At 61.4% G+C, this 26,862-nt stretch carries 22 protein-coding genes and 2 pseudogenes; 4 read left to right on the top strand and 20 right to left on the bottom strand.

Going from position 1 to position 26,862, the window contains the following annotated elements; genetic code table 11:
• Positions 1-62: 62 nt before the first annotated feature.
• The 3 genes from AC07OV_RS15135 to phoB form a co-directional block, all read right to left on the bottom strand.
• On the bottom strand, positions 63-1,403 hold the full coding sequence (locus AC07OV_RS15135; RefSeq protein ID WP_078739814.1) for a hemolysin family protein: 1,341 nt from the start codon (positions 1,401-1,403) through the stop codon (positions 63-65).
• A gap of 258 nt (positions 1,404-1,661) precedes the next feature.
• On the bottom strand, positions 1,662-2,948 hold the full coding sequence (gene phoR / locus AC07OV_RS15130; protein WP_494997542.1) for a phosphate regulon sensor histidine kinase PhoR: 1,287 nt from the start codon (positions 2,946-2,948) through the stop codon (positions 1,662-1,664).
• Positions 2,949-3,030: 82 nt separating this feature from the next.
• Positions 3,031-3,720 carry a phosphate regulon transcriptional regulator PhoB gene (gene phoB / locus AC07OV_RS15125; protein ID WP_003195617.1) on the bottom strand — a complete coding sequence of 230 codons (690 nt, stop codon included), beginning with the start codon at positions 3,718-3,720 and terminating at the stop codon, positions 3,031-3,033.
• A 153-nt stretch (positions 3,721-3,873) separates the two neighbouring features.
• Between phoB and AC07OV_RS15120 the strand changes: the two genes are divergently transcribed.
• Positions 3,874-4,254 (top strand): COG4315 family predicted lipoprotein, encoded by a 381-nt coding sequence (locus AC07OV_RS15120; protein ID WP_176994493.1) that lies wholly within the window; start codon positions 3,874-3,876, stop codon positions 4,252-4,254.
• A 100-nt stretch (positions 4,255-4,354) separates the two neighbouring features.
• Here AC07OV_RS15120 and ubiA read toward each other — a convergent pair whose 3' ends face one another.
• Together ubiA and AC07OV_RS15110 are read right to left on the bottom strand one after the other, a co-directional pair.
• Positions 4,355-5,245 carry a 4-hydroxybenzoate octaprenyltransferase gene (ubiA, locus tag AC07OV_RS15115; RefSeq protein ID WP_495092490.1) on the bottom strand — a complete coding sequence of 297 codons (891 nt, stop codon included), beginning with the start codon at positions 5,243-5,245 and terminating at the stop codon, positions 4,355-4,357.
• A complete protein-coding gene (locus tag AC07OV_RS15110) occupies positions 5,245-5,808 on the bottom strand; it encodes a chorismate--pyruvate lyase family protein (protein WP_495092489.1) in 564 nt (187 codons plus the stop codon). Before AC07OV_RS15110 ends, ubiA begins: the two co-directional genes overlap by 1 nt.
• 196 nt (positions 5,809-6,004) lie before the next feature.
• Between AC07OV_RS15110 and AC07OV_RS15105 the strand changes: the two genes are divergently transcribed.
• From AC07OV_RS15105 to AC07OV_RS15095, 3 genes are all read left to right on the top strand, one after another.
• The gene (locus AC07OV_RS15105; RefSeq protein WP_494997513.1) at positions 6,005-6,172 is read left to right on the top strand and encodes a rubredoxin; all 168 of its coding nucleotides are present in this window, start codon (positions 6,005-6,007) and stop codon (positions 6,170-6,172) included.
• A 37-nt stretch (positions 6,173-6,209) separates the two neighbouring features.
• Complete coding sequence (locus tag AC07OV_RS15100) at positions 6,210-7,358, top strand: NAD(P)/FAD-dependent oxidoreductase (RefSeq protein WP_494997514.1); 1,149 nt, start codon at positions 6,210-6,212, stop codon at positions 7,356-7,358.
• 191 nt (positions 7,359-7,549) lie between these two features.
• Positions 7,550-7,825 (top strand): HU family DNA-binding protein, encoded by a 276-nt coding sequence (locus AC07OV_RS15095; protein ID WP_003213368.1) that lies wholly within the window; start codon positions 7,550-7,552, stop codon positions 7,823-7,825.
• A 113-nt stretch (positions 7,826-7,938) separates the two neighbouring features.
• Here AC07OV_RS15095 and AC07OV_RS15090 read toward each other — a convergent pair whose 3' ends face one another.
• From AC07OV_RS15090 to tssA, 15 genes and pseudogenes are all read right to left on the bottom strand, one after another.
• A complete protein-coding gene (locus AC07OV_RS15090; protein ID WP_495092488.1) occupies positions 7,939-8,565 on the bottom strand; it encodes a hypothetical protein in 627 nt (208 codons plus the stop codon).
• Positions 8,562-8,909, bottom strand: a pseudogene (locus AC07OV_RS15085) (AHH domain-containing protein); the annotation flags it as partial. The pseudogene AC07OV_RS15085 and the gene AC07OV_RS15090, both read right to left, overlap by 4 nt.
• Before the next feature lie 21 nt (positions 8,910-8,930).
• A pseudogene (locus AC07OV_RS15080) lies at positions 8,931-9,065 on the bottom strand (RHS repeat-associated core domain-containing protein); the annotation flags it as partial.
• 99 nt (positions 9,066-9,164) lie between these two features.
• A complete protein-coding gene (locus AC07OV_RS15075; RefSeq protein WP_495092487.1) occupies positions 9,165-9,734 on the bottom strand; it encodes a hypothetical protein in 570 nt (189 codons plus the stop codon).
• Positions 9,735-9,747: 13 nt separating this feature from the next.
• The gene (locus AC07OV_RS15070; RefSeq protein ID WP_495092486.1) at positions 9,748-14,127 is read right to left on the bottom strand and encodes an RHS repeat-associated core domain-containing protein; all 4,380 of its coding nucleotides are present in this window, start codon (positions 14,125-14,127) and stop codon (positions 9,748-9,750) included.
• A gap of 12 nt (positions 14,128-14,139) precedes the next feature.
• Complete coding sequence (locus tag AC07OV_RS15065; protein WP_176994486.1) at positions 14,140-14,574, bottom strand: DcrB-related protein; 435 nt, start codon at positions 14,572-14,574, stop codon at positions 14,140-14,142.
• Positions 14,575-14,589: 15 nt separating this feature from the next.
• A complete protein-coding gene (locus tag AC07OV_RS15060; protein WP_495092485.1) occupies positions 14,590-16,530 on the bottom strand; it encodes a type VI secretion system Vgr family protein in 1,941 nt (646 codons plus the stop codon).
• Between the two features lie 181 nt (positions 16,531-16,711).
• On the bottom strand, positions 16,712-19,375 hold the full coding sequence (gene tssH / locus AC07OV_RS15055) for a type VI secretion system ATPase TssH (protein WP_495092484.1): 2,664 nt from the start codon (positions 19,373-19,375) through the stop codon (positions 16,712-16,714).
• Entirely contained in the window at positions 19,368-20,411 is a 1,044-nt protein-coding gene (tssG, locus tag AC07OV_RS15050; RefSeq protein WP_495092483.1) for a type VI secretion system baseplate subunit TssG, read from the bottom strand. Before tssG ends, tssH begins: the two co-directional genes overlap by 8 nt.
• The gene (gene tssF / locus AC07OV_RS15045) at positions 20,375-22,234 is read right to left on the bottom strand and encodes a type VI secretion system baseplate subunit TssF (RefSeq protein ID WP_494997521.1); all 1,860 of its coding nucleotides are present in this window, start codon (positions 22,232-22,234) and stop codon (positions 20,375-20,377) included. The genes tssG and tssF overlap by 37 nt, the downstream gene beginning before the upstream one ends.
• Positions 22,231-22,746, bottom strand: a complete 516-nt coding sequence (gene tssE, locus AC07OV_RS15040) for a type VI secretion system baseplate subunit TssE (protein WP_005792513.1) — start codon at positions 22,744-22,746, stop codon at positions 22,231-22,233. Before tssE ends, tssF begins: the two co-directional genes overlap by 4 nt.
• A 78-nt stretch (positions 22,747-22,824) precedes the next feature.
• A complete protein-coding gene (locus tag AC07OV_RS15035; RefSeq protein ID WP_005792512.1) occupies positions 22,825-23,313 on the bottom strand; it encodes an Hcp family type VI secretion system effector in 489 nt (162 codons plus the stop codon).
• A gap of 172 nt (positions 23,314-23,485) precedes the next feature.
• Complete coding sequence (gene tssC / locus AC07OV_RS15030) at positions 23,486-24,982, bottom strand: type VI secretion system contractile sheath large subunit (protein WP_176994481.1); 1,497 nt, start codon at positions 24,980-24,982, stop codon at positions 23,486-23,488.
• Between the two features lie 2 nt (positions 24,983-24,984).
• Positions 24,985-25,491: a type VI secretion system contractile sheath small subunit gene (gene tssB, locus AC07OV_RS15025; protein ID WP_010207547.1), complete on the bottom strand. Its 507-nt coding sequence runs from the start codon at positions 25,489-25,491 to the stop codon at positions 24,985-24,987.
• A 54-nt stretch (positions 25,492-25,545) separates the two neighbouring features.
• Complete coding sequence (gene tssA, locus AC07OV_RS15020; RefSeq protein WP_176994480.1) at positions 25,546-26,565, bottom strand: type VI secretion system protein TssA; 1,020 nt, start codon at positions 26,563-26,565, stop codon at positions 25,546-25,548.
• Positions 26,566-26,862 lie beyond the last annotated feature (297 nt).

The following is a 26,862-nucleotide window of genomic DNA, read 5'->3' as shown; positions in this document are numbered from 1 at the left end:
GTGAGAACATCACTGTTTCCACGGTCGCTATCGCCGGCAAGCCGGGCTCCTACAGGGGGGCTTTAGTCGAGCAGCAGGACCTTGGCCAGCACGATTTTCGGGCCTTTCATCTTCTTGATGATGATGCGCAGGCCTTCCACTTCCAGCACTTCTTCCTCTTCCGGCACGCGCTTGAGCGTGTCGTAGATCAGGCCGGCCAGGGTTTCGGCTTCGATGTGGTCCAGGTCCACGCCCAGCAGGCGCTCCACCTTGAACAGCGGCGTGTCACCGCGCACCAGCAACTTGCCCGGCTGGTACGCCAGGATGCCGCGTTCGGCCTTGCGATGTTCGTCCTGGATATCGCCCACCAGCACTTCCAGCACGTCTTCCATGGTGAGGTAGCCGATGATCTTGCCGTCGGCCTCTTCCACCAGGGCGAAGTGAGCGCCGCCTTTGCGGAACTGCTCCAGCAGTTGCGACAGCGGCATATGCCGCGATACGCGCTCCAGCGGGCGGGTCAATTCGGCCAGGTTGAACGACTCAGGGATGTGGTCCAGGGCGGCCAGTTCCAGCAGCAAATCCTTGATGTGCAACAGGCCCACGAACTCGTTGCGGTCGGCGTCGTACACCGGATAGCGGCTGAATTTGTGGCGACGGAACAGCGCGAGGATTTCCTTGAGCGGGGCGTTGAAGTCCAGGGTCACCAGGTCTTCCCGGGAGTTGGCCCAGTCCACCACTTCCAGCTCGCCCATTTCCACGGCCGAGGCCAGCACGCGCATACCTTGGTCGCTCGGGTCCTGGCCACGGCTGGAGTGCAGGATCAGCTTGAGTTCTTCGCGGCTGTAATGGTGTTCATGGTGCGGGCCAGGCTCACCCTGGCCGGCAATGCGCAGGATCGCGTTGGCGCTGGCATTGAGCAGGTAGATCGCCGGGTACATGGCCCAGTAGAACAGGTACAGCGGTACCGCCGTCCACAGCGACAGCAACTCGGGTTTGCGGATGGCCCAGGATTTGGGCGCCAACTCGCCGACCACGATGTGCAGGTAGGAAATCACGAAGAACGCCGCAAAGAACGACACGCCCTTGATCACTTCCGGCGATTGCACACCGACGGCGCCCAGCAGCGGCTCGAGGATGTGCGCGAAGGCCGGCTCACCGACCCAGCCCAGGCCCAGGGAGGCGAGGGTGATACCCAACTGGCAGGCCGACAGGTAAGCGTCGAGCTGGCTGTGCACGGTGCGCAGGATCTGCCCGCGCCAGCCGTTCTTGTGGGCAATGGCCTCGACCCGGGTGGCACGCAGTTTGACCATGGCAAATTCCGCCGCAACGAAGAAACCGTTGAGCAGTACCAGGATCAGTGCAAAAAGAATCATGCCGAAGTCGGCGAAGAGTGTGGCGAGGGTGATACCAGGGGAAGGGTCCATGATGGGGTTTTGCAGGTTCCGTGTGTTCAATAAGGGGTGGCAGGTGGGCCGCAAAGGCGGGCGCAAGTCGGCCAATGTAGCGGCTGACGGGGCGCTTGCCTAGTGCCCGCTGCCGGGTGGGGCCTGCGGAAACGATACAAATCCAATGTGGGAGCTGGCTTGCCTGCGATGGCGGGGTGTCAGTTGGCATATTTGCAGCTGACTCACCGCCATCGCAGGCAAGCCAGCTCCCACACGTGGTTCAGTGTTGTGTTCGGGTTATTCATCATTCCCGACCAGCCGCGAACGGGTCATCTGCACCGGTGGAAAGTGGCAGGTAAAGGTACTGCCATGCCCCAGCACGCTGCTGATTTCCAGGCGGGCACGGTGGCGCAGCAACACGTGCTTGACGATGGCCAGGCCGAGCCCGGTGCCGCCGGTGTTGGAGTTGCGGCTGGAGTCCACACGGTAGAAACGCTCGGTCAGGCGCGGCAGGTGCTTGGCGTCAATACCGATACCCGAATCCTGCACGCTGAGGTGCGCGCCGTGCTCGTCGGCCCACCAGCGGATGCGGATATTGCCCTTGTCCTGGGTGTACTTCACGGCGTTGAACACCAGGTTGGAAAAAGCGCTGCGCAACTCGCCTTCACTGCCTTTGAGCAGCACGGCCGGGTCGGCCTCCAGGGTGATCTGCTGCCCGCGCTGGCCGGAAAGGGCCTGGGCGTCGTTCTTGATGGTCTGCAACAGGCTTTGCACGGCCACGGGGTGGTTGTCCGACGGGTAATCGGTGGCCTCCAGCTTGGCCAGCAACAGCAGGTCGTTGAGCAGGGTCTGCATGCGTGAACCTTGCTGCTGCATTTGCTGCAGGGCACGGCTCCAGCGCGGGTTGATCTCGTCGACATTGTCCAGCAGCGTTTCCAGGTAACCGCAGATCACCGTCAAGGGCGTGCGCAATTCGTGGGAAACGTTGGCGACGAAGTCTTTGCGCATCTGCTCAAGCTGGTGGATGCGGGTGACATCGCGCACCAGCATCAAGTGTTCATTGTTGCCGTAGCGCGTCAGGTACAGCTGGATGCGCACGCGGTCGTTGGTGGGCGAGGGGATTTCCAGGGCTTCTTCGTAGTTCTCCTGTTCGAAGTACTCCTTGAAGCGCGGGTGGCGCACCAGGTTGGTCACCGGTTGGCCGCTGTCCTGGGGTGTCTTGAGGCCCAGCAAGGTCTCGGCGGCGCGGTTCCACCATTCCAGGTTGCCGTCGCTGTCGAGCATGATCACCGCGTCTTTGAGCGCGGCAGTGGACTCTTGCACGCGGTCGATCACCGCTTGCAGGCGCCCGCGGACCCGTTGGTCGCGGCGTTGCAGGTGGTAGATGCTGTCGAACACCTCGCCCCACAGGCCGTAGCCGTCGGGTGGTGCTTCATCGGGTTTGTGCTGGCGCAGCCATTCATGCAGGCGCAACAGTTGCTTGAGGGTCCAGCCCAGGTACAGGCCGATACCGACGGCCAGGCTCCAGCCGTAATAACCGCTGACCAGGCCCACCAACAGGCAGCCGGTGATCAACAGAAGCATGTGGCGGATCAGGGTGCCATGCCAGTTCTGGTTCACTTAAACATGCGTCCTTGTCAGCTGTTAAGGAAGGAAAGGGGCTGGCTCAGCCTTTGGTAGAAAAGCGATAGCCAGTGCCGCGCACGGTTTGTACCAGATTCTCGTAGGCATCGCCCAAGGCTTTGCGCAGGCGACGGATGTGCACGTCCACGGTGCGTTCTTCCACGTACACGTTGCCGCCCCAGACCTGGTCCAGCAGTTGGCCACGGGTGTAGGCGCGTTCCTGGTGGGTCATGAAAAATTGCAGCAGGCGGTATTCGGTCGGGCCCATCTCGGCCGGCTTGCCGTCGATGGTCACGCGGTGGCTGATCGGGTCCAGGATCAGGCCGTCGACTTCGATCGGTGCTTCACCGTCGGTCGGGCCAGCGCGGCGCAATACGGCCTTCAGACGCGCGACCAGCTCACGTGGGGAAAAAGGTTTGGTGATGTAGTCATCGGCGCCCACTTCCAGGCCCTGGATCTTGTTGTCCTCTTCGCCCTTGGCGGTGAGCATGATGATCGGGATGTCCCCGGTCAGCTCGTCACGCTTGAGGCGACGGGCCAGCTCGATGCCGGAGGTGCCGGGCAGCATCCAGTCCAGCAGGATCAGGTCCGGCTTGCGGTCGACGATAATGGCATGGGCCTGCTGGGAGTTCTCCGCCTCCAGGCAGTCATAGCCGGCCATTTCCAACGCAACGGCGATCATCTCGCGAATGGGCGCTTCGTCGTCAACGATCAGAATGCTCCTGCCAACCATGCCTAAATCCTCTTGTCATTTAACTGTCTTGCGCCGCATTAGATAACGGAATTATTGCAGTCGTGTGACAGTAATTTAGTCGCTTGGGCAATTCGCGCCTCTCTGGACTACGCTTTGGGTCCGAATCCTTACAACCACAAAAGGAAGGTTCCGATGGCTATCAACAGTGTTTCCTGGAAAGCCCTGCTGGTCACGGCGGCGTTGACGCTGCCGACGCTGGCCTTCGCGGCGGACCCCGCGATGACGAAAGACGGGATGCTGGTGGATCACAAGGGCATGACGCTCTATACCTTCGCCAAGGATGCTGACGGCAAGTCGGTGTGCAACGACAAGTGCGCGACCAACTGGCCACCGTTGACGGCCGCCTCGACTGACAAGTCTTCAGGCAAATGGACGGTGATCACCCGCGATGATCAGAAAAGCCAATGGGCCTATGATGGCAAGCCGCTCTACACCTTCGTGATGGACAAGAAGGCCGGGGACATGACCGGTGACGGCAAAATGGACGGCGCCTGGAAAGTCGCCAAACCTTGATACACCGCTATCGCCGGCAAGCCGGCTCCTACAGCGGAATGCATTCCAAATGTGGGAGCGGGCTTGCCCGCGAAGGCGCCAGCCCAGCCGCTACGAAACTTCAGCGAAACGCGTAGTCCGCCACAATCCCGACAAAGATCGCCAACCCAGCCCAATGGTTATGCAGGAACGCCTTGAAGCACTTCAAGCGGTCCTTGTCCCGGGTGTACCAGAACTCCCAGGTAAAACAGCCCGCTGCGGCCAACAGTCCCAAATGGAACCAGCCTCCCAGTTCGAACCGTGCCCCCGCCAGTAACAGGCACACCAGAGAAAGGCCTTGCAGGGTGAGGATGATCACGCGGTCGGCATCGCCGAACAGAATGGCGGTGGATTTCACACCGATCTTCAAGTCGTCGTCACGGTCAGTCATCGCGTAATAGGTGTCGTAGCCCACCGTCCACAGCAGGTTGGCAATATAGAGAAGCCACGCCGTGGCCGGCAGGTGGCCGGTTTCTGCGGTGAACGCCATCGGCATGCCCCAGGAAAACGCTGCCCCCAGCACCACTTGCGGGTAATAGGTGTAGCGCTTCATGAACGGGTAGCTCGCCGCCAGGGCCAGGCCGCCCAGGGACAGCAGGATGGTGGTGGCGTTGGTCAGCAATACCAGCAGGAAACTGATGCCCATCAGCACTGCAAAAAACACCAGCGCCTCTTTTGAGCTGATCTTGCCGCTGACCAGCGGGCGTTGCTCGGTGCGCTTTACATGGCCATCGACCTTGCGGTCGGCCCAGTCATTGATCACGCAACCACCGGCGCGGGTCAGCACCACGCCCAGTACGAAAATCACGATGTTGATCAGGGAAGGCGAGCCCTTGCCGGCAATCCACAGTGCCCACAATGTCGGCCACAGCAGCAGGTAGATGCCGATCGGCTTGTCCATGCGGGTCAGCTGAATGAAGTCCCAGGCCCTGGGGTTCAGGTGGTTCAAGGACTTGAGCACACGTTGATACATCAGCAGTTCTCCGGGTGGTCGTGCAGCGCGTGCCAGAAACTCGGCAAGAAGATTTCCGCCACCAGCACACTCAGCGCCCCACGGTCGAAGCGCGAACGGCGCCCCCACAACCCCTCAGCCTTGTCCGCCGCAGGCAGCCAGTCCCTTGGGTAATGGCACACTTCAATGGCTTGGCGGGTGAACGCCTGATCGCAAAACAGCAGCTCGCCCAGGGAGCGGCTGCCCAGTTCATCCATGTGCAGGCCGTCACCTTGCAAGGCACCGCGCGACGCCACGCTGCGGGCGAACACCCACGGCTGGCCGTGCCCACGCAGGTACACCTCGCGCACCCAGCCGACAGTGGCTGCTGGCAGGCCCAGGGCCGCGCACTCGTCATCGCGCAGCGGCTGCCAGCCTTCGAACAGCGGCGTCACGCTGAAACCGTCGTTGGACAGCCACGTCAGCCGTCGCGTCAGCGAGTCTTCGTTGAACAGCCAATTGAGGGTCAGGGGCGTGGGCAAGGGGCTCAGAAGGCTCTGGGTCAGCCATTGGCAAGCATCGGGACGGGCGATTGAGTGCGGCACGGTGAGTCAGTATTGGCAGCAAAAGAGGCGGCGAGCTTACCATGGCGGCTTGATCTTTTGCCGGGCTGAACCGGCTCCATGCGTCGATCATGCTTGCATCTGCCGGCCCCGATCAGTACAAAACGCCCTGAGCCGCACGGCAACGTTGGTCTATCGACCGTCGGCCAAGATGCCTGGACCCTGAGGAAGCAAGTAAATGAAGAAGTGGCAATGTGTAGTCTGCGGCCTGATCTATGACGAGAAAGACGGTTGGCCAGATGACGGAATCCCGCCTGGCACCCGTTGGGAAGACGTCCCGGAAGACTGGCTGTGCCCGGACTGCGGCGTGGGCAAGATGGATTTCGAAATGATCGAAATCGGCTGATCTGAATTTTTAAGAACCGTACTACAAGGAGAAAGGAATGAACGCACCTGTCGTGATCATCGGCACAGGATTGGCCGGTTACAACGTGGCCCGGGAGTTTCGCAAGCTCGACAGCGAGACCCCATTGCTGCTGATCACCGCGGATGACGGGCGCTCCTACTCCAAGCCCATGCTCTCCACCGGCTTTGGCAAGAACAAGGAAGCCGATGGCCTGAGTATGGCTGAACCCGGCGCGATGGCCGAGCAACTCAAGGCCGAAGTGCGCACCCACACCCGTGTCAGCGGCATCGACCCTGGCCACAAGCGCTTGTGGATCGGTGAGGAAGCGGTGGCTTACCGCGACCTGATCCTGGCCTGGGGCGCCGAAACCGTGCGTGTACCGGTGGAAGGTGATGCAGCTGAGCTGATTTTCCCCATCAATGACCTCGAAGACTATGCGCGTTTTCGCGCGGCGGCTGCGGGCAAACGCCGCGTGTTGCTGCTCGGCGCCGGCCTGATCGGCTGCGAGTTTGCCAATGACCTGATCCTCGGCGGCTACGAAATCGATCTGGTGGCGCCCTGCGAGCAAGTCATGCCGACCCTGCTGCACCCGGCGGCCGCCGCTGCCGTGCAGGCCGGGCTCGAAGGCCTCGGCGCGCGCTTCCACCTCGGGCCTGTGCTCAACCGCTTGCAGCGCACGGCGGACGGCCTGGAAGCGCACCTGTCCGACGGTGAAGTGGTGCATTGCGACCTGGTCGTCTCGGCCATCGGCCTGCGCCCACGGGTCGACTTGGCGGCCGCCGCCGGCCTGCAGACCAATCGTGGGATCACGGTAGACCGTCATCTCAAGACCTCCCACGCCAATATCTACGCCCTGGGCGACTGCGCCGAGGTCGACGGCCTGAACCTGCTGTACGTGATGCCGCTGATGAGCTGCGCCCGTGCGCTGGCCCAGACCCTGGCCGGCAACGCCACGGCCGTCAGCTACGGGCCGATGCCGGTGACCGTGAAGACACCGGTGTGCCCGCTGGTGGTTTCGCCACCACCACGGGGTACCGAAGGTGTGTGGAGCGTTGAAGGCCAGGGCGCCGACATCAAGGCCCTGTGCCGCGACGCAGGCGGGCGCCTGTTGGGTTACGCGCTGACCGGCACCGCCGTCATGGAAAAACTGGCCCTGAACAAAGAACTTCCGCCGTTGCTGGCGTAAATACCTGTCGTTCTGTCGGAATCAGCACGGTCTTACCCCTAGAAAGGTCGCCGCGAGACTGGCGGAGCGTGCGAGGGCATGCCATCCTCACTCCCGTCTGCCGCAGAGTAGAGCCTGCGGCGCCTTGGGCGCTGCTCCAGCAGAGAGCAGCACGGACATAACAACAAAAAACCGTCAAAGAGGCTTCACTTATGCGTAAACCAGAACTCGCAGCCGCCATCGCTGAAAAAGCGGATCTCACCAAAGAACAGGCCAACCGCGTACTCAACGCCGTTCTCGAAGAAATCACCGGCGCCCTGCATCGCAAGGACAGCGTCACCCTGGTTGGCTTCGGCACCTTCCTGCAACGCCACCGTGGCGCCCGCACCGGCAAAAACCCGCAAACCGGTGAGCCTGTGAAGATCAAGGCCAGCAACACCGTTGCGTTCAAGCCGGGCAAGTCGCTCAAAGACAGCGTTAACCCGTAACAGCGACACCGTCTCGAAGGGAGGCGGGGCGGTAAAAAGAATGGGCACGCCGACTGGGTCGGGTGCCCATTTTTTGTAGGCTGGAGAATGTCAGGCCAGTAGTAACCTCCCGGTTACAACTCCCCCCAAGGATCAAATTTATAAGTGGCATCCAACGGTGTGAACGCTAGCCCTAAGAGCGCCTTGGATTCGAACATCGCCTTGAACTCAGCCGAACAGACCGTTTCGTTAATATCCGTGCATAGAAACAGGTGTTGATGAATGCCTGGTTTTATCTTGAATGATTCGATGGACTCAAAAACGATAGCGGGTACATCACTTTCTTCTGGTGTCTTGAGTTTGCCGGTGTATTTGTCGCGGTCGATGGTGAATACCGAATGCTCAAGATCAAGCAGGCTGAGTCGGGCGGTCGGAACGAAAAGGTTGTAGCGTTTTTCAGGTGTTTTTTTTCCTTTTAACTCTATCTCTACCTGACGCGTGATATGAGGAATTTCGAGCGTTGCGCAGATGTTCAAGACGGCATCTGTCGCCAGTAACTCCTCAATCATGAGGTCCGCTTTCAACTCCTTGATCTTGGCTTTGACTTTATAAGCGCTAGCAAACTGACTCTCATCCGGTGTTTCTGAAGGGTAATGAAACTCCGGGACGCCAGGAGTCCAGTCCGACTCAAAGAAGCTGGGCGCATCCGCCCCGTTGGTGTGGTAGTTCACGATGAAAAAATCAGCGCTGGCGCCGGTCATAAAAGTCGTCCTGTAACTGCATCAGCTTTGAAGAGGCCATTCTGCAGCCCGCCGCTCGCCCATTTTTGGATGTTCGAGACTTCCAGTGCGAGGTCCATATCAGATAACCCGACTTGTTGTTTGTTCAAGCCCCTGTCCCTGACAGCATCGGTGTACTTGTTATGGTTCGACCAATGTCCAGGAAGCTGCGTTTTGGCGGCAAGGTCTTTTGATCCTGGCAGGAAAGCACCGTTGGAGGCGCCATCCGGGTCCCAACCTATCTTTTTCAGCCTGGAGAACATTTTGCCGAACTCTTTGTGTTTGATCAGCTCCTCGGGTATCAGGTGATGGTTGGCCATACCGTCACCTTTGCGAGCCCCCATGTTCTTGCCTAGCTTCGTCGAGCACCAGCCCAGTGGGTCACTCCAGCCCAGAGGGTTGGTGGCGTACTGATAGAGGTTAATGCCGCCCAGCAATCCAACCGGGTCTTCTGTAGTGAATCTGCCGATATCGGGGTCATAAAGATAAAGGGGTCAGATTTATTTATAGTCCCTGTCTGGAGTAAATAGACCCGTCCCCTTTATCGCCATCGCCTTTATCGTTGAGTAAGCGGTCTATTTTTATTTGGAGTCAAACAATTCTTGCGTATGCCGGACTGCCTTGTTTACGCGCTCTGAAGCGGTAGCGCTATCAATGCGTAAGTCGTCGGGTGTGTGCCCATAGTCCATGACCTCGTCCTCTGTTAGCGCTCCACGCAGATGGGCAATTACTCTGAAAATTATGTGATGCATACGCCAGCAAATTGAGGGTTCAATATTTACCAACTGTTCCTCAGATGCGGGCTTGCTTACGCCGCCGGTCCAGATTTCTGACTCAAACGCGAATTGAATTCTGTCATAACCAGAGGTGGATTTTGTGTAGTCGGGGTCACTGAAAAGAATCTTCCAGCGAGGGAGATCTGAAAAACGCATGCTGCAGAAAATCGGTCGAAACAAACGTTTTGAGGTGTCCACCTCGCTGATCGAGGTTGGGATTTGTGTATAGAATTTCTCAAAAACCTCAATCAGATGTCCCAGCGCAGGAGGAATCATCTCGATATAGCGTGCAATCACAAAGCCAGGCTCATCTGAAGCGTTGAGGGCTGGGATGTAGAAAAGATCACCCGGCTTGGGTGCCTTGAGGGTTTTCATACAGCAGCCTCTTTTAGGTACAAGATTTGATTTTGCTCGGCTTGATGCCCAGCGCTTTGGCCGCAGCCCTGTAGTTTTTATAGTGACTTTTGCCCCGTGCATCAGTGCGGCTTTTATTGATGGGTTCGATGACGTTGCCGGGGAATTTGCCTTTTGTTTTGTATTTCTCTCGGTAGGCCTGTTCGTAACCTTTGGCTTGAGAGTAAGTCATCTTGCCATCCTGACCTTTCAACACACGCAGCTCTCCTTTTCCAAGCCGCGTGGACCTGTCGTGCTGACTTTCACGCGCCGCAGGATCCTGCTCGGTGTGACCGATGTAGTAAGGCGTTTTAGCACCGGGGGCGTAGAGCCCGTAAACATAGAAACCAGGTTTGTTTAGGGGCGTTGGGGTCCAGCCTAGTGGATCCAGCCAGGTAATAGGGTTTGCACCGTACGAGTAGAGGTTCAGGCCACCCAGCAACCCAATCGGATCCGGCGTCGTAAACCGCCCCACATCCGGATCATAAAACCTGAACGTATTGAAATGCAGCCCCGTCTCCCGATCCAGATACTGCCCCTGGAACCGCAGATTCTGCTCTTCAATGTAATAAGGCTCGCGCACCTCCTCCAGCGTGTTGCCCCACACCCGGTAAGTCGCCTGCCAGACGCTGTGCCCATCGGCCTCGGTCAGTTGTTCCGGCAACCCATTTAGATCGTTGTGGTAGTAACGAATCTTCTGCAACGGGCCCATGCCATCGACGCGGGCCAGCAGTTCATAGCCGTCATCGTCGTAAACAAAGAGGCTGGTCTGGCTGTGTTTATGCTCCTGCAACAACCGCAGTCCATCCCACACAAACTGCGTTCCTCCCAGCGGATACCCGTCACTGCCATGCTGGGTTTTTTCGATGCGTCGGCCCAGCGGGTCGTAGGCCATTCGCACGACGCTGCCGTCATCGTTACGCACTTCAATCAAGCGGCTTTCAGCATCGTAGGCAAACCGCTGCACGCCCCGTTTGGCGCTGCGTTTTTCGATCATCCGCCCAAACGCATCGTAGCAATAACGCTTGTCCTGATAGGTCAGCAACTTGTTATGCACCACCAACCCGGCACCCGCCTGCGGGCCGTCCAGCAGGTTGGCGGCGGCGTCGTAGGCGAAGGTTTCGCGCTGGCCGTGCAGGCTGTCCTGGCTGGCGATGATGCGGCCGGTGGCGTCGTAGTGCAGCAGTTGGCGGTGCTGTGCGGCGGGTTGTTGGTCGAGTTTGCCGATCAGGTTGTCGGCGGGATCGTATTCGAACTGCTTTTGCGCAGCCGCCGGCATCAACGATGGCTGACTTGCCAAGCGGCGTTGGCGCGAACGCAGGCGGCCACTACGGTCGTATTCGCTGCGGGTGGTGAGTTGGCCCTGGGTGCGCAGTACTTCGCGGTGCAGGCGGTCACGCTCAAAGTCGCTGACGACCTGGCCGTCGAGGTTGATCTGGTGCAGATGGCCGCTGCCGTAATACAGGCGATTGAGCCAGCGGCCGTCCGGCAGTTGGGTCTGGATCAGGTTGCCGAGTTCGTCGTAGTGGTGTTGCAGGTTGCCCGCCGAACTCTGCTCGCAAAGCAGTTGGCCGAGGGCATCGTAGGCAAAGCCCAGGGTTTGGACGTTGCCCTGCGAATCGGTGAAGGTGACAGCCGTGAGCTGGTCCACTGCGTCGTAGCTGTAGTCGGTGCGGCCATCGTCGGTGGTCTTGGCAATCAGCCGGCCCACTGCATCGCGTTCCAATCGATGGACGATAGGCGCGGGCGGCGTTTCGGGCACCAGGGCCAGACCGTTTCCGTAAGGCGCCGGCACGGCAGTCACCGCCGTGACGTTATCCAGCGGGTCATAGCTGTAGTGCTTGACGCTGCCGTCGAGGTCCTGCTGTTCAACCAGACGGTCGCCAGCATCCCAGGCAAAACGATAACGCTCGTCGTTTTCGTTGATCAGCGCTTGCAGCCGTCCATAGCTGTCATAGCCGAACTGCACCTGCCGGCCATGGGCGTCGATGCGCTGGCTGACTAGGCCACGGCGATTATGTTGATAGAGCGTCGTATGCCCGGCCGGGTCGGTGTAGCCCACCAATTGGCCGCTGACCGCGCGCTGGTACTGCTCGGTACGGCCGTCCGGCAATTGGGTGGTGAGCAGACGGCCCTGGGCGTCATAGCTGAATTGGGTACGCTCACCCAGGGCATCGGTAATGACCTGCAGATAGCCGCGCTCGTCGTAGCTGAATCGCGTCGGGTAACCTGAGCAGTCGATGTGCTCGACCAGTTGTCCGAACGGGTTCCAGCGCAGCTTTTTGCTTTTGCCAGTGGCGTCAATAATTTCCACGGGCTGGCCGTGGGCGTCATAACGATAGCGCGTGACGTAGCCCAGTGGATCGGTTTCGGCGATGCAGTTGCCGCGTGAGTCATAGCGATATTGACAGCTGCTTTCGGCGGCGTCGGTTTCCACCAGGGGCAAGGCCCAATGTTCCAACCACAGCGTCGAATCGCTGCGACCCAGCGGGTCGGTTTCGCCGATCAGGTTGCCGGCCTCGTCGTAGCTGTATTCAAAGCGCCCGCCCAGCGGGTCGGTGGCGCTGAGCAACTGGCGCTCGTCGTTCCATTCGAACAGCCAGGTGTGGTCAAGGTTATCGCTGTAACGAATGATCTGGTGTTGGGTGTTCCAATGCCGGGTACTGACGCGTTGCAAGCCGTCGGTAATACGGGTGATACCGACCTGCAAGTCATAGTCGAACTGGTAAGCGTCGCCCTCATCGGTCCAGTGCCGTACCACGCGCCATTCCAAACCTTCAACCAAAGACCATTCGTAGAAGCAACGAAGCCCGGTCGGCAGTTGATGCTCCACCATCCTGCGACCGCTGTCGTAGGCAAAACGACGCTGAACCTGGCCCGTCGCATCGCGCACTTCAGCCAGGTTGCCCTGCGCGTCGAAGCCATAGCTGACCAGCACTTCTCGGCGCTGATCAGGGTACAGACGTTCGATGCGCGCCAACTGGCCCTGATCACGGATCAACTCAACCTGCACCAGGTCGAATGTGTCGCGTAGCCGCACCATGTGCCCGGCTTCGTCATAATCGATATAGATGCGGTTGTCGTTTCGGTCGCCCAATTGAGTAAGGCGCAGCAGCGACGGGTTGGCGGAGGGTTCAAGCAAGCGATACAGGCCGTCATCGCTCTCGATTAGCAACTGCCCATTGAGGTGACGCCGCACCGCGAGCCCTTCACCGGCGCTGAATACCGCGCCGCCCAAGGGAATCGAGCCCATGTCGATAGGCCGACCTTGCTCATCGGTATAAATCAGCGTTTCACCGCCCTCTGAATGGGGCAGGATCTCGACGCACACTTCATATGGGACGCTCCAGCCTGCGCCCAACATTCCGCGCGGGCGCTCATCGCGGCTGTTGTAGAAGCGCTGCCAGTCGATCGGCAGGATGCCGGGCAGCACAAAATCCAGTTCCTCGGCATTGCCCAGCACCTTCGCGCCCGTGGCCGCATGCACCGGATTCGATGAACCCATCGCTGCGTTCGCCACGGCCCCCATCGCGCTGCTGACCGCCATCGACGTGGCCCCGCCGATCAACATGCACGGCAACTTGCTGAAGAACTTGCCCTTGCCACCCTTGAGCATCAACAGCGCCGTGACCGCCAGGCCGACGCCCGGGGTCTTGCCACTGCGGATCTCACGCACCACCACCGAACCGCCACCGATGGTCACGTTGGAAGAAACCAGCCCGGACGACACCACCGTCGCATCGCACGTGCTGCGGTCGCCGCTGCGCACGGCGGGCTGGCCGTTGACCGTGACCTTGTCCGAGCCCTCGGCCAGAAACTGCGGCGGCATCGGCGGGTGCTTCATGCACGTGACCAGGTCCAGCGGCTTGGGCACTGCACCTGGCGCAGGCGTCGCGACGGTAGGGCGCCACATCTGCGAGAAGAAGCTCTCGGCCATGTCCAGGTAGCTGGGTTCTGGCGCGGGTGCTTCCAGCTCGGTGCCCGCTGGCGCGACATGGGAGCTGATCGCACCGGCTGCGCGGGCCGCGGGAAGGTTGTTGGTGAGGGTGTCGGTGGAACCGGTGAGAATGTTCGCCTGCACCGTGGGCGGGAATAGCGCGTTGCTGAAGCTATCGCATAAATTCGTCAGGCCTTTGTCCGCCCCTGTCTTGCTCATGGCCAGGCCGACGATCGTGCCCACCACGGCCCCCAGCAGGAAGCAGCCGAGCCCGCCGGTGGCCACGGTAATCCCGGTGGCCGCGACCACGGCAGCCGTGGCCACGGCCGTGATCGCGATGTTGGCCGCGACCTCCAGCACACCGCCGAGAATGTCGGCCATCATCGAGGTGTGGGAGAGCGCATCGCCCATACGGGCTGCCCATAACGCGTCAGACATGCAGGCAGCTCATCAGGAAACAGCGTCGAACGACAGCGAGTTTTTGATCAACGCCCAGTGCGCCGCCTCGGCATCCCCAAGCTTGTCGGCCTTCACGTAACTCAAGGCGAGCATCTTGCGCGTACCCGGTAGCACCAGTGCCAGTTGATACTGGAACACCTTGTCATTGCCCTTGTTGAATTGGCTGCGCAGCTCAATGCCTTCCACCTCTTGGGCCGCGCCCAAACGCACGTCGACACCGGGTTGATAGCGTAAATCCTGCACCTGTTTTTCCAGGCGCTGGAGTTGGTCATTGAAGTTGCTGTGCAGGGTTTCACCCTCGGCGAGCAGGCTGCGGCTGACGATCAGTGAAGTCCCCAGTTCAGGGAACTTGAGGATATTGATCGAGGCGTCCTGCAGCTCACTGGCCGGCAGTTGAAACTGGAATTCGTTGATGCGGTACGTCATGGCAAACAGGTCTCGTCAGGAGCTTTTAGGCGCGGGGAACGCGGCTTTGATATTGGCGTCGATGGCGCCTTTCTGGCCCTGGCCATCGGGCGTGGCACCGGGGCCGCCGCCGTTGTTCAGGTGCAGTACGCCACCCGTGTTGAACTCGGCATCGCCGCTGGCATAGAAGCTGATCTGCACGCCGGTGAGGTTGATCTGCCCGCTGGCGTTCAACTCCAGAATGCTTTCGCCGCAGACCAGGCGCAGATTTTCGCCGACTTCGATGACATAGCTCTGGCTGATGCTGTCGGTCTTCCTCTGGCCCACCGAGAGGATGTCTTCCTGCTTGACGATGCGCAGGCGGTTGTTGCCGATGGTCACCGTCTCGTTGTGGCCGATGCTCTTGTTGCGGTCATGCCCCACCGAATGGCTCTCATCCACCTCCACCACAATGTCCTGATTCCGCTCGGCGTGGATATACAGCTGCTCCAGGCCCTTCTTGTCCTCCATGCGGATTTCATTGAAGTTGGCTGGCGTGCCGCCTTTGCTCGAACGGCTTTTCATGCCGCTCTGGGTCGCGTTTTCCGGCAGGTCGTAGGGCACGGTCTGTTCGGCGTTGTAGACGCGGCCGGTGATGATCGGCCGGTCGGGGTCACCCTCAAGGAAGCTAACAATCACTTCCTGGCCGATCCGTGGGATCTGCATCGAGCCCCAGTTCTTGCCGGCCCAGGACTGCGACACACGAATCCAGCACGAGCTGTTTTCGTTGGATTGGTCATGGCGGTCCCAATAGAAATGCACCTTCACGCGGCCGTACTGGTCGGTCCAGATTTCCTCGCCCTTGGGGCCCACCACCAAGGCGGTTTGCGGGCCCTTGACGACAGGCCGATGCGTGTTGGCCAGCGGGCGGAAGCTCTGTTGGGCGTCGATACAGGTGAGGCTGCTTTCAAACTGTGCCGAACCCGAGCCGCCGCCGCTTTCCAGGCTTTCCTGCACGATGTAGTAGCGGCAGCCGACGATCAGATATTCACGGTTCTGGTCCTGGCGACTGAATCCGGTCAGGCTGAACAAATGCCCCGAGCCCAGGCCGCGAGCATTACCGCTGAACTCGATCTGCTCATGCAGGGTTTGCAGGGCTTCGATGCGGGTGCGCGCGTAGTGTTCGCCGTCTTCGCTCTGCACGTAGGTGCCGGGGTAGTCGTACAGCGGATAATCGCCCGCGGTGTGCGGGCGCGGCATGGCCGAGCGCACGTCGATGCTGGCGCTGGGGCGTTGGAAATCGTAGTCGTTGAGCTCCAGCGAACCCGGCTGCACTTCGTGCGCCAGGTGCCAGTTGTGCATATGGTCGCGTTCGCGCTGCTGCTCGTCCTTGGGGTAGTACGGGATCGACGCGTAGCCCGGCACCGTGGTGTGGGCCCCGTAGGCATCGGCCAGCACCAGCACATGGCGGTCCTGCTCATGGCGGAAGAAGTAGTAGATCCCTTCCTGTTCCATCAGGCGGCTGACGAAATCGAAGCTGGTCTCGCGGTACTGCACGCAGTATTCCCACTCGCGGTACGGCCGGCTCAGGGCGTCCTCAAAGTCGGAAAACCCCAGGTCGCGGAACACCTGCTTGATGATCTGCGGGATGCTCAGGTTCTGGAAGATCCGGCAATCGGAGGTACGGCTCAACAGCCACAGCCACGGGCGTAGCGTCACCTGGTAGCTGGCGAACTGGCCCTGGTCGATGTTCTGGCTGCAGCGCGCGACGATGCCGTGGAAGTGCCGCTCACCGCCATCCGCCAATTGCAGGCCCACGCTCATGGGTTTGCCGAGCAATTGGTTAAGGTCGATGTTGGCGTCCAGGGACGTCAGTTGCAGCTCATAGTTGAACAGCCTGCCCAGCTCTTCACCGCCGCCCATTTCATTGAGCAGCAGCACATCCGGCCCGAGGGGGCTGGTGACTTTGGCCAGGCGTGAGGCTTGGTTGAATAGCATCGGTTAACCCGTAAATGTCGATGTACCTGACGAAACCGAACCCCTGTAGGCGCTGGCTTGTGTGGGAGCGGGGCTTGCCCGCGATGCATGCACCTCGGTGTGTCAGTCACACCTTGGTGATGCTATCGCGGGCAAGCCAGCTCCCACACAAGCCGGCTCCTACAGTTTTAATGGTGTTGCGTCAGTTGGCGTCGCTGAAGTCGTAGTGCAATTCATTATCCCGGCTGCTGATCCGCACCCCCGCCAACGCCTTGCTTTCCAGCATGCGCGTGAGGAACTCACGGCTCATATCCGGCAGCAGGCTGTTGGTGAGGATGGTGTCGATCATGCGCCCACCGCTTTCGGTTTCGGTGCACCGCGAGACGATCAGGTCGACCACCGCGTCGTCGTAATCGAAGGCCACCTTGTGCGTACTCTCCACGCGCTTCTTGATGCGGTTGAGCTGCAGGCGGGTGATCGCCTTGAGCATCTCGTCGCTGAGCGGGTAGTACGGAATGGTCACCAGGCGGCCGAGCAAGGCCGGCGGGAAGATTTCCAGCAGCGGCTGGCGCAGCGCCTTGGCGATCTCTTCCGGCTCCGGCACGTTCGCCGGGTCTTTGCACACGTGGGAAATCAGTTCGGTACCGGCGTTGGTGGTCAGCAGGATCAGGGTGTTCTTGAAGTCGATCACCCGGCCCTCGCCGTCTTCCATCACGCCCTTGTCGAACACCTGGAAGAAGATCTCATGCACGTCCGGGTGGGCTTTTTCCACCTCGTCCAGCAGCACCACGCTGTAGGGTTTACGGCGCACGGCTTCGGTCAGCACGCCGCCTTCACCATAGCCGATGTAACCCGGTGGCGCGCCCTTGAGGGTCGACACCGTGTGAGCTTCCTGGAACTCGCTCATGTTGATGGTGATCACGTTCTGCTCGCCGCCGTACATGGCTTCGGCCAGGGCCAGGGCGGTTTCGGTCTTGCCCACGCCGGAGGTGCCGGCCAGCATGAACACGCCAATCGGCTTGCTCGGGTTGTCGAGGCCGGCGCGGGAGGTCTGGATGCGCTTGGCGATCATCTGCAGGGCATGGTCCTGGCCGATGATGCGTTTTTTCAGGTGCTGGTCGAGGTTGAGCACCGTCTCCAGTTCGTTGCGCGCCATGCGGCCCACCGGGATGCCGGTCCAGTCAGCGACCACCGAGGCCACGGCCTGGTAATCCACGGTCGGCAGGATCAGCGGGGTTTCGCCTTGCAGGGCGCTGAGGCGCTGTTGCAGGTCAACCAGTTGGGCACGCAGTTCATCGTTGCCGCTATCGACCACGCCTGCGGTTTCGCGCAAGGTCGCGCGGGTGGCGAGCAGTTCGTCGACCAGTGTTTTCTCTTCAGCCCAGCGGCTTTCCAGGGTCGCCAGGCGCTCACGCTCAGCGCTCAACAGCGCTTCGGTGTTGGTCTGGCGCGCGCCAATCGCAATACCGATGGCATGCTCGCGGGCGATGATTTGCAGCTCGGTTTCCAGCGCCTCGATGCGGCGGCGGCTGTCGTCCACTTCGGCCGGTACCGCGTGCAGGCTGATGGCGACGCGGGCGCAGGCGGTGTCCAGCAGGCTTACGGATTTGTCCGGCAACTGACGCGCCGGGATGTAGCGGTGAGACAGCTTCACCGAGGCTTCCAGGGCTTCGTCAAGGATCTGCACCTGATGGTGTTTTTCCATGGTCGAGGCCACGCCGCGCATCATCAGCAGCGCCTTGTCTTCCGACGGCTCGGCCACTTGTACCACCTGGAAGCGGCGGGTCAGGGCCGGGTCTTTCTCGATGTGCTTCTTGTACTCGGCCCAGGTGGTCGCCGCCACGGTGCGCAAGGTGCCGCGTGCCAGGGCTGGCTTGAGCAGGTTGGCCGCATCGCCCGTGCCCGCAGCGCCGCCGGCACCCACCAGCGTATGCGCTTCGTCGATGAACAGGATGATCGGCTTGGGCGACGCCTGCACGTCTTCGATGACCTGGCGCAGGCGCTGTTCGAACTCGCCCTTCATGCTGGCGCCGGCCTGCAACAGGCCCACGTCCAGGCTGCGCAGCTCCACGTCCTTGAGCGCCGGCGGCACGTCACCGGCGACGATGCGCAGGGCGAAACCTTCGACCACGGCGGTCTTGCCCACACCGGCTTCACCGGTGAGGATCGGGTTGTTCTGGCGACGGCGCATGAGGATATCCACCAGTTGGCGGATCTCTTCGTCACGGCCCACGATGGGGTCGAGCTTGCCGCTGCGCGCCTGTTCGGTCAGATCCACGGTGAAGCGCTTGAGGGCTTCCTGCTTGCCCATCGCGCTCGGCGCCATGGCCCCGCTGGCTTCGCCCGGTACGGCGCCGGCGTTGAACCCATCGCTGGCACTCAACGCGTTCTCCGGCGAGTCGCCGACGTATTCGTCAAAGCGTTCGCTCAGGGCTTCGGCCTTGATCTTGTCGAACTCCGAAGACAGACCCAACAGCGCATGGCGCAGGCTTGGCGTCTTGAGGATGCCGAGCACCAGGTAGCCGGTGCGCACCTGGCTTTCGCCGAACATCAGGCTGCCGTACACCCAGCCGCGTTCCACGGCTTCTTCCACATGGGAGGACAGGTCGGTGATCGAGGTCGAGCCACGCGGCAGGCGGTCCAGGGCTTCGGTCAGGTCACGGGCCAGGCGCGCCGGCTCCACGTTGAACTGGCGGATGATGCGATGCAGGTCCGAGTCCTGCAGTTGCAGCAACTGGTGAAACCAGTGGGCCAGTTCCACGTACGGGTTGCCCCGCAACTTGCAGAACACGGTGGCGGCTTCGATGGCCTTGTAGGCCACGCTGTTGAGTTTGCCGAACAGTGCGGCGCGACTGATTTCACCCATGCTCTGGATTCCTTGAGGTGGTGGCCTGATCGGCGTAGTGCCGGGCCAGGATTAGGTCGTTGGCGTCTCGCTCGGGCTGGCCGAGCCAGGTGTTGAAGCCCAGGCGAAACTGGCCGTTGAGTTGCAGTGCCGGGACTTCGGGCTGTTGCAGGACCAGGTTCAGGTCCCAGTCCAGTTCATGGCCCAGGTACTCGGCCACCCACGCCACCAGCTCGTTGAACGGCTGCTGGCCGGGCAGCATGCTCATGTAGTCATCAAGCTTGAGCGGGCCGAGGCGGATGCGGAATTTGTGCTGGCGATCCCACACGAAGCTGCCCAGGCAAAAATCCACGCCCAAGCGGTTGGCGCTCACGCTGACGCGGCTGCGTTCGGGTAATTCGAGCCATTGGCCGACGTACTCTTCGATTTGCACCGGCAGCCCAAAGTACTCACCGAGAATGGCCTTCAGGCCATCCGGGTAGCGGGTTTGCGCCGACAGGTGGCCGCTGTAATGCAGTTTCGCGGTATCCGGGATGAGCCCCTGGTTGAGTAGGCTCGGCATGCCGCGACCGCTCAGGGCGGCGAGGCGTGCCGACCAGTAGTCATCGTCCGGGCGGTCGTGGCTGACCGTCGGCCGCGCCTCGGCCCAGGCCCGGTAGAACAGGCTGAGCAGGCGATGGTGGAACACATCCAAAAACTGTTTGCTGGTGCTGTCGGCGTTGTTGCGCTGGCGCTCGCGCACGTACTCGGTGATGTGCAGCGGCAGCGGGCCGTTGGGGCCGCCAAGGCCAAAGAAGAACTGCTCCAGCCGCGCCGGCTTGCCGTCACCACCGGGGTCGACCGACGCCAGGGTGGCCGGGGCAAAGGTGCAATCGGCCTGTTGGCCCAGGCGCAACGGGTCATCGGCCAGGCGCAGAGAATGGCCCAGGCGCGGCAGCTCCGGCGATTCGCACTCGATACGGCGCAGCGCCTGGAAGAAATCGTATTCCCAGGGTTCCTGATGCATCGCATCCAGTGTGTTCACAGGGTCGGACGCCGTCCGGGCTTGGCTTTCCATCGCATGATCTCGCCGCGTTCGGTGGTACGGATCACCGTCTCGGTAAAGCTGTTGATCGACACGTAGCGCGCCAGGAAACGTTCCAGCACGGCACCGAGCAGGAACACGCCGGTGCCGCGAAACGCGTTTTCATCGAATTCCAAGGTGATTTCCAGGCCACGGCCAAACACGATCGGGCCGGGCATGGGCAGGCGCCGGGTTACGGCCTTGCTGCTGACTTCACGCAGGCCTTCGATCTGCAACTGCAGGGCAGCGTCGTTGCTGTCGCCGTACAGGCGCAGCAGTTCGCGCAAGGCGCCGGCGCCCTGGCCTTGTTCGCTCAACGACAAATAGTTGAGCGAGAGTTGGCTGATCAGGCGCCAGGCCTTGGCGTCATGGGCATGGCTGGCGCGTGGACGACTCGGACCGGTCACGCAGCGCACGGCCAATACCGGCGCGCTGTCGGCCAGGGTGAAGTCGGTCTTGCCATTGCCCACGCTCATGAACAGGGGCAGGTCGCGGTTGGTGCACAGCGCGGTCACGCCGAGCTGGCGCAGGTCGTGGCCGTAAGGCGCTTGCTTGCTGTCAACCAGGCTGACGAAGGTCTCGCTGCCCACGTAGGTGGAGCGCGGGCCGTTGCGACGCTGGTCGCTGGACAGCACACGCGGCTCACGGCGCACGGTGTAGTAGGCCTGGTCGCGACCGTACCGCGACGGATCGCGCACCGCGTAGAACGGCAGGAATGGCTGCTCCGGCCCGGTGCCGTGGCCAGTCATGCCGCTCAACGAGTGAATCTCGAAATCCATGGGGCGTGTGCGGTCGGCGATCACGTGGTGTTCGTTGACCCGGTCAGACAGGTGGATGCGGTCCACCCGCTTGGGAAACAGGTTGATCGCCGGCGTGCAGAACGGCAGGAACTGCGCCGCGCCGACGCTGCCTTCCAGGCTCGGCTCATGGCGGTCGAACAGCACGATCAGCTCCAGCTCCTGGCCGTCGCAGCGCTTGACCGCACGGCTCAGTTCGGCGAACTCGACGAACAGAAAACGGTGGGGCAGGGCGAAGTATTCCTGCAACAGGCGATAGCCCTGGAAGGCACGTGCGACAACGGGCATGGCCGCGTCGGCATCGTCGAAGCCACGGGAGCGCAGCGCATCTTGCGGCAGGCGCTCGACCCAATCGCCGCCCGGTTTGCGTGCGAACACCGCGCAGGCATTGCCCAGCAATTGTTCGTACAGGCGGAACGGCTGCTCGTCGGCGCCGCTGAGGTACAGCGGCAGGCTGTCGAGGTCGAGGCTGTTGAACGGCAATTCGGCGCCCGTGCGCAGGGTCAGGCGCAAGCCGGCCTTGGCTTTCGGCTCACTGGCGGCCAAACGCCCGAGCACGGCGGCAGGGTTGCCGAAGTACTCGGCATTGGCCACTTGCAACGGCCACAACGTCACCGGTTGGGCGGTGCGGTACTCGCAGCAGGTCTGGGTTTCGCGGCCCAACGCGGCCCGCAATACGCTGTCGCGGGGCAGCGGGAAACCGCTGGCCAGGGAGCCTTCGTCCGGGTCGGTCTGCAATTGCACCACGGTCATCGACGGCGTCGGCGCCAGGTAATGCGGGTAGGCAATTTCCAGCAGGTTGTGGGTGAAGGTCGGGTACTCGGCGTCGAGCTTGAGCTGCACGCGGGCGGTGAGGTAGGCAAAACCTTCGAGCAAGCGCTCAACGTACGGGTCGGCGCAGTCCATGCCGGACAGGGTCAGCCGACTGGCGATCTTCGGGTATTCCTTGGCGAACTCGGCGGCGCTTTCGCGCACGTGATGCAGTTCCTGGTTGTACAGCTCCAGCAGGCGCGGGTTCATGGGCGTCTCCGCTGGTCGGCATTGACCACGCGCACGTGGCCGGACTCCAGGTCCAGGTCGGTTTGCAGCAACAGGCGCAACGGCACCGGCTGTGCCCACAGGTCGCCTTCGATCTCGAAACTCAGCGCATTGTGGTTCATCTCGCCATGGCCGACGCGGGCTTTGACGCGCAGGGTGTGGCGCAGAATACGCGGCTCAAAGGTGGCGATGGCCTGGTAGATCAACGCCTCCAGGGCCTTGATGTCCACGCTGGAAACACTGTTGCCCGCCAGCGCCGGCAGGCCGTAATTGACCACCGACGTACCGGCCGGGGTGTGCAGCGTCGCATCGGCATCGAGCAACGACGTGGTGTTGAGCAGCCACGCCAGGTCACGCAGCACCGAGGCTTTCAATTGGGTCAGGGACAGCACGCGTTTGTCGGCGCTTTCCTTGGGATTGGTCGGGTCGTCGTCGGTCAACCGGTCCAGCAGGGACGGTTGCAGACGGTCGCGGGAAGCGATTTCAGTGACCACCAAAGCGGCTCCACGGACGGGGTGTGAGAGGGACAATCGGGCTGTGGCCGTGGCGCGAAGCCACGGCCACAAGGGCTATCAGCGTTTGGTGTTGGAACGGATGTTCCAGCCAAACTTGATCGCACCGCCGTCTTTGGTGCCGTCGGCTTTCTGCGGCTGGTAGTCGACCATCACTTGGGCGAAGTTCAGGGTGACGTTCTCGGTCAGGCGGTCATCGGTGCCCGAACCGCCAGTGCTCAGCGAGGTCACCAGCACTTCTTCCAGGTTGATCACCATGTACTCGACCTGGCTTTCGCCACCGGCCTTGCGCACGGTGAGCTTGACCTTGTCGATGTGCTTGCCGCTGGCGCAGTGCATCATCAGGTTCGGCGAGGCTTTGTCGACGTACTTGGTCAGCGACAGGTCCTGGATGTTCACCTTGCCCGCGCCGCCGCCACCGCCCACGTGCATGTTGCCGGACTGGGCCATGCCCCAGCTCCAGTTCAGCACGTCGATTTCGTCCTTGTGGGCCTTGTCCATGGACTCGCCCTTGATGTCGCCGATCTTGATGAAAATATCAACAGCCATGTTTTCTCCCTGTGTGGCCCAGGCCACGAAATTTGGTTAAGCCCAATGGGGCTTTGCTCTTCTGTGGGAGCTGGCTTGCCTGCGATTGCATCACCGCGGTCTGCCTGCCGGACCGCGCCGCCTGCATCGCGGGCAAGCCCGGCTCCCACAGAAGAGCCGGTTCAACAGCTACTTACGCGCTCTTGGCCGAAGGCAGCTTCGATACCAGACGCAGCGACACTGTCAGCCCTTCAAGCTGGTAGTGCGGGCGCAGGTAGAACTTGGAGTTGTAGTAACCCGGGTTGCCTTCGACTTCTTCCACGATCACTTCCGCCGCCGCCAACGGGTGCTGGGCCTTGGTGGTTTCGGTGGAGTGCGCAGGGTCACCGTCCACGTAGTTGAGGATCCAGTCCTGCAACCAGCGCTGCATCTCGTCCTTCTCTTTGAAGGAACCGATCTTGTCGCGCACGATGCACTTCAAGTAGTGGGCGAAACGGCAGGTGGCGAACAGGTACGGCAGGCGCGCGGCCAGGTTGGCGTTGGCGGTGGCGTCCGGGTCGTCGTATTCGGCCGGTTTCTGCAACGACTGGGCGCCGATGAACGCGGCGAAGTCGGTGTTTTTCTTGTGCAGCAGCGGCATGAAACCGTTCTTCGCCAGCTCCGCTTCACGGCGGTCGCTGATGGCGATTTCGGTCGGGCACTTCATGTCCACGCCACCGTCATCGGTCGGGAACGTGTGGGCCGGCAAGTTTTCCACTTCACCGCCAGATTCCACGCCACGGATGCGCGAGCACCAGCCGTAATGCTTGAACGAACGGTTGATGTTCACTGCCATCGCGTAGGCGGCGTTGGCCCAGGTGTACTTGGAGCTGTCGGCGCCGTCGGTGTTTTCTTCGAAGGCGAAGGCTTCCACCGGGTCGGTCTTGGCGCCGTACGGCAGGCGCGCCAGGAAGCGCGGCATGGTCAGGCCGATGTAGCGCGAGTCTTCCGACTCACGCAGAGAGCGCCAGCCGGCGTATTCCGGGGTGGTGAAGATCTTGGTCAGGTCGCGCGGGTTCGACAGTTCCTGCCACGAACCCATGCCCATCACGGTCGGCGAAGCGGCGGCGATGAACGGGGAGTGCATGGCGGCGCAGACTTTCGACAGCTCGCCCAACAGCTCCACGTCGGGAGGCGATTGGTCGAAGTAGTAGTCGCCCACTAGGCAGCCGTAAGGTTCGCCGCCGAACTGGCCGTATTCTTCTTCGTACATCTTCTTGAAGATCGGGCTCTGGTCCCACGCGGTGCCCTTGAATTTCTTCAGGGTCTTGTGCAGGTCCGGCTTGGAGATGTTGAGCACGCGGATCTTGAGCTGCTCATCGCTCTCGGTGTTGTTGACCAGGTAGTGCAGGCCACGCCAGGCGCTTTCCAGCTGCTGGAAATCCTGGTGGTGGATGATCTGGTTGACCTGGGCCGTCAGCTTGGCGTCGATGGCGGCGATGATCGATTCGATCGACTTGATCGCGTCGTTGGACACCAGGTCGGTTTGCGCCAGAGCCTGTTCTGCCAGGGTGCGCACGGCGGTTTCCACGGCTTCGCGGGCGCGCTCGGTCTTGGGCTTGAACTCTTGCAGCAGCAGGTTCGCGAACTCGCTGGCTTCTTCGGTAGCGCCCAGGATCGGGGCGCCTTCGCGTGCGGTATTGTCAGTCATGATTACTGGTCCCCTGCAGGCTTGGGCGCACTGGCAAGTGCTTGCAGCAGTGCCGGGTCCTTGATCGCCTTCATGATGATTTCTTCAGCGCCGGTCTTGCCGTCCATGTAGGTCAGCAGGTTGGCCAGCTGGGTGCGGGCTTCGAGCAGTTGGTTCAGCGAGTCGACCTTGCGGGCCACGGCGGCCGGGCTGAAGTCGTCCATGCTTTCGAAGGTGATGTCCAGGCTCAGGTTGCCTTCACCGGTCAGCTCGTTCGGTACGTGGAACGCCACGCGCGGCTGCATGGCCTTGAGGCGCGAGTCGAAATTGTCGACGTCCACTTCAAGGAACTTGCGGTCGGCCACGGGCGCGAGCGGCTCGGCAGGCTTGCCGGCGAGGTCGGCCATCACGCCCATCACGAAGGGCAGCTGGACCTTTTTCTCGGCGCCGTAGAGCTCGACGTCGTACTCGATCTGCACTCGAGGCGCACGGTTGCGCGCGATGAATTTCTGAGAACTTTGCTTCGCCACGTTGCTGCTCCTGGTCGCTTGAGCGACGGTGTTGTTACTGCACAGTCGGGCGGCTTACTCGCCGTCCGGACCGCGCAGGTTTTCAAATTGGGACATGCCGTCGGGAATCAGGTTGCGCACGATGGCCGCGAAGTCGGCGTGCACCAGATTCTTCGCCCGGTTCAACAGCACCGGCAGCGGGCTCGAAGGCTCGTGACGGGTGTAGTACGCAAGGATCTTGTCGAGGCTGCGCAGCACGTCGTCGCGGCTGGCGATATCGCCGACCGGACGCTGTACTGCGGGCGCGGCAGCGAAGTCGGCCGAGGGGGCATTGTCGTCACTGACGGCCTCGGGTTCGCTGCTGCTGTCGGTGCCGGGCACCGCTTGGTTGAGTATCTGCAGCGCTTGCTTGAGCGGCTGCTTCAGGGCACTGAGGTCCACGCCCTGGGCGGAACCGACTTGATCGTTGACCTGTTGCTCGATGGCTTCGCAGGCCGCACGCGCTGCGCTCAAGGCATCGCGCGTGGCTTGCAGTTGCTCGGGGTCACTGTCGAGGAAGGCGGCGTTGAGTTGCTGGGCACCCAGTTGCTCATCGGCAAAGCTCTGCAGGCCGCTGGCGTTGAGCGCGGCGCGCAGGCTCACGGGGCCGAAGGTGCGCGAGCGCGTGAGGATGCTTTCGCGCAGCAGGCGAATGTTCGTATCGCAGGTCAGGCCGGTGAGAGCGTTGATGCGCACGGTGGGGTCGTTATCGTCGTCGGCGTCCAGGCGCGGGTGCAGCTCGGCCCAGTAGTCGCGCAACAGCGCGTTGATCAGCGAAAGGGCTTCGGCAAACCCGGCAACGCCTTGCAGGGCGAGCGAGCTTTGCACCAGAAAGTGGGTGATGCGCAGGTCTTTGCTGCGCGCCAGCAAGTCGAGGCTTTGCTGCTGGATGCTGCGCCATTCCGGAGGTTCGGCGGGCAGGATCGAGTCGCCCATGCTGCGCTCGGGTTGCCCCTTGGCGGCACGCTCCAGGTGGAGAAAATCCGCGTCATATTCCATGTCTTCGCCACAGGGCGAAGTCGCGGAAACGGCGGTGAGCAGCAACGGCACATCCACTGAAATTGATCTCCCTATCAGCCCGTTAGATGGCGGGCAATGCATGCATTAGTTGCGCGAGGAACTAGGCATGTTTTCTTGGTCATATTGGAACTTTGAACTCAAGTTGATTTCAAAGTGCCATCACTGGTATTCAAGAAGTTGTGCATTTTTGGTGTAGTACTTATGCCTTGTCAAGGTAAGCTATTCGCCCTCTGTGACAGATGTGCGGTGCTTAACAACCTGCGCGACTGGTGGGTCTAGCGGCGCACCAGGACAGGATTTTTGTCATAGAGGCCAGTTAAGATCAGCGATCAT

It is taken from the genome of Pseudomonas sp. GW821-FHT09A09, assembly GCF_059418405.1.
This window is presented reverse-complemented; position numbering and strand designations above follow the sequence as displayed.

Excerpts from the sequence above, each read along its gene's own strand:
- AC07OV_RS15135 (WP_078739814.1), bottom strand. The coding sequence starts at position 1,403 with ATGGACCCTTCCCCTGGTATCACCCTCGCCACACTCTTCGCCGACTTC.
- phoR (WP_494997542.1), bottom strand. The coding sequence starts at position 2,948 with ATGCTTCTGTTGATCACCGGCTGCCTGTTGGTGGGCCTGGTCAGCGGT.
- phoB (WP_003195617.1), bottom strand. The coding sequence starts at position 3,720 with ATGGTTGGCAGGAGCATTCTGATCGTTGACGACGAAGCGCCCATTCGC.
- AC07OV_RS15120 (WP_176994493.1), top strand. The coding sequence starts at position 3,874 with ATGGCTATCAACAGTGTTTCCTGGAAAGCCCTGCTGGTCACGGCGGCG.
- ubiA (WP_495092490.1), bottom strand. The coding sequence starts at position 5,245 with ATGTATCAACGTGTGCTCAAGTCCTTGAACCACCTGAACCCCAGGGCC.
- AC07OV_RS15105 (WP_494997513.1), top strand. The coding sequence starts at position 6,005 with ATGAAGAAGTGGCAATGTGTAGTCTGCGGCCTGATCTATGACGAGAAA.
- AC07OV_RS15100 (WP_494997514.1), top strand. The coding sequence starts at position 6,210 with ATGAACGCACCTGTCGTGATCATCGGCACAGGATTGGCCGGTTACAAC.
- AC07OV_RS15095 (WP_003213368.1), top strand. The coding sequence starts at position 7,550 with ATGCGTAAACCAGAACTCGCAGCCGCCATCGCTGAAAAAGCGGATCTC.
- AC07OV_RS15090 (WP_495092488.1), bottom strand. The coding sequence starts at position 8,565 with ATGACCGGCGCCAGCGCTGATTTTTTCATCGTGAACTACCACACCAAC.
- AC07OV_RS15075 (WP_495092487.1), bottom strand. The coding sequence starts at position 9,734 with ATGAAAACCCTCAAGGCACCCAAGCCGGGTGATCTTTTCTACATCCCA.
- AC07OV_RS15070 (WP_495092486.1), bottom strand. The coding sequence starts at position 14,127 with ATGTCTGACGCGTTATGGGCAGCCCGTATGGGCGATGCGCTCTCCCAC.
- AC07OV_RS15065 (WP_176994486.1), bottom strand. The coding sequence starts at position 14,574 with ATGACGTACCGCATCAACGAATTCCAGTTTCAACTGCCGGCCAGTGAG.
- AC07OV_RS15060 (WP_495092485.1), bottom strand. The coding sequence starts at position 16,530 with ATGCTATTCAACCAAGCCTCACGCCTGGCCAAAGTCACCAGCCCCCTC.
- tssH (WP_495092484.1), bottom strand. The coding sequence starts at position 19,375 with ATGGGTGAAATCAGTCGCGCCGCACTGTTCGGCAAACTCAACAGCGTG.
- tssG (WP_495092483.1), bottom strand. The coding sequence starts at position 20,411 with ATGGAAAGCCAAGCCCGGACGGCGTCCGACCCTGTGAACACACTGGAT.
- tssF (WP_494997521.1), bottom strand. The coding sequence starts at position 22,234 with ATGAACCCGCGCCTGCTGGAGCTGTACAACCAGGAACTGCATCACGTG.
- AC07OV_RS15035 (WP_005792512.1), bottom strand. The coding sequence starts at position 23,313 with ATGGCTGTTGATATTTTCATCAAGATCGGCGACATCAAGGGCGAGTCC.
- tssC (WP_176994481.1), bottom strand. The coding sequence starts at position 24,982 with ATGACTGACAATACCGCACGCGAAGGCGCCCCGATCCTGGGCGCTACC.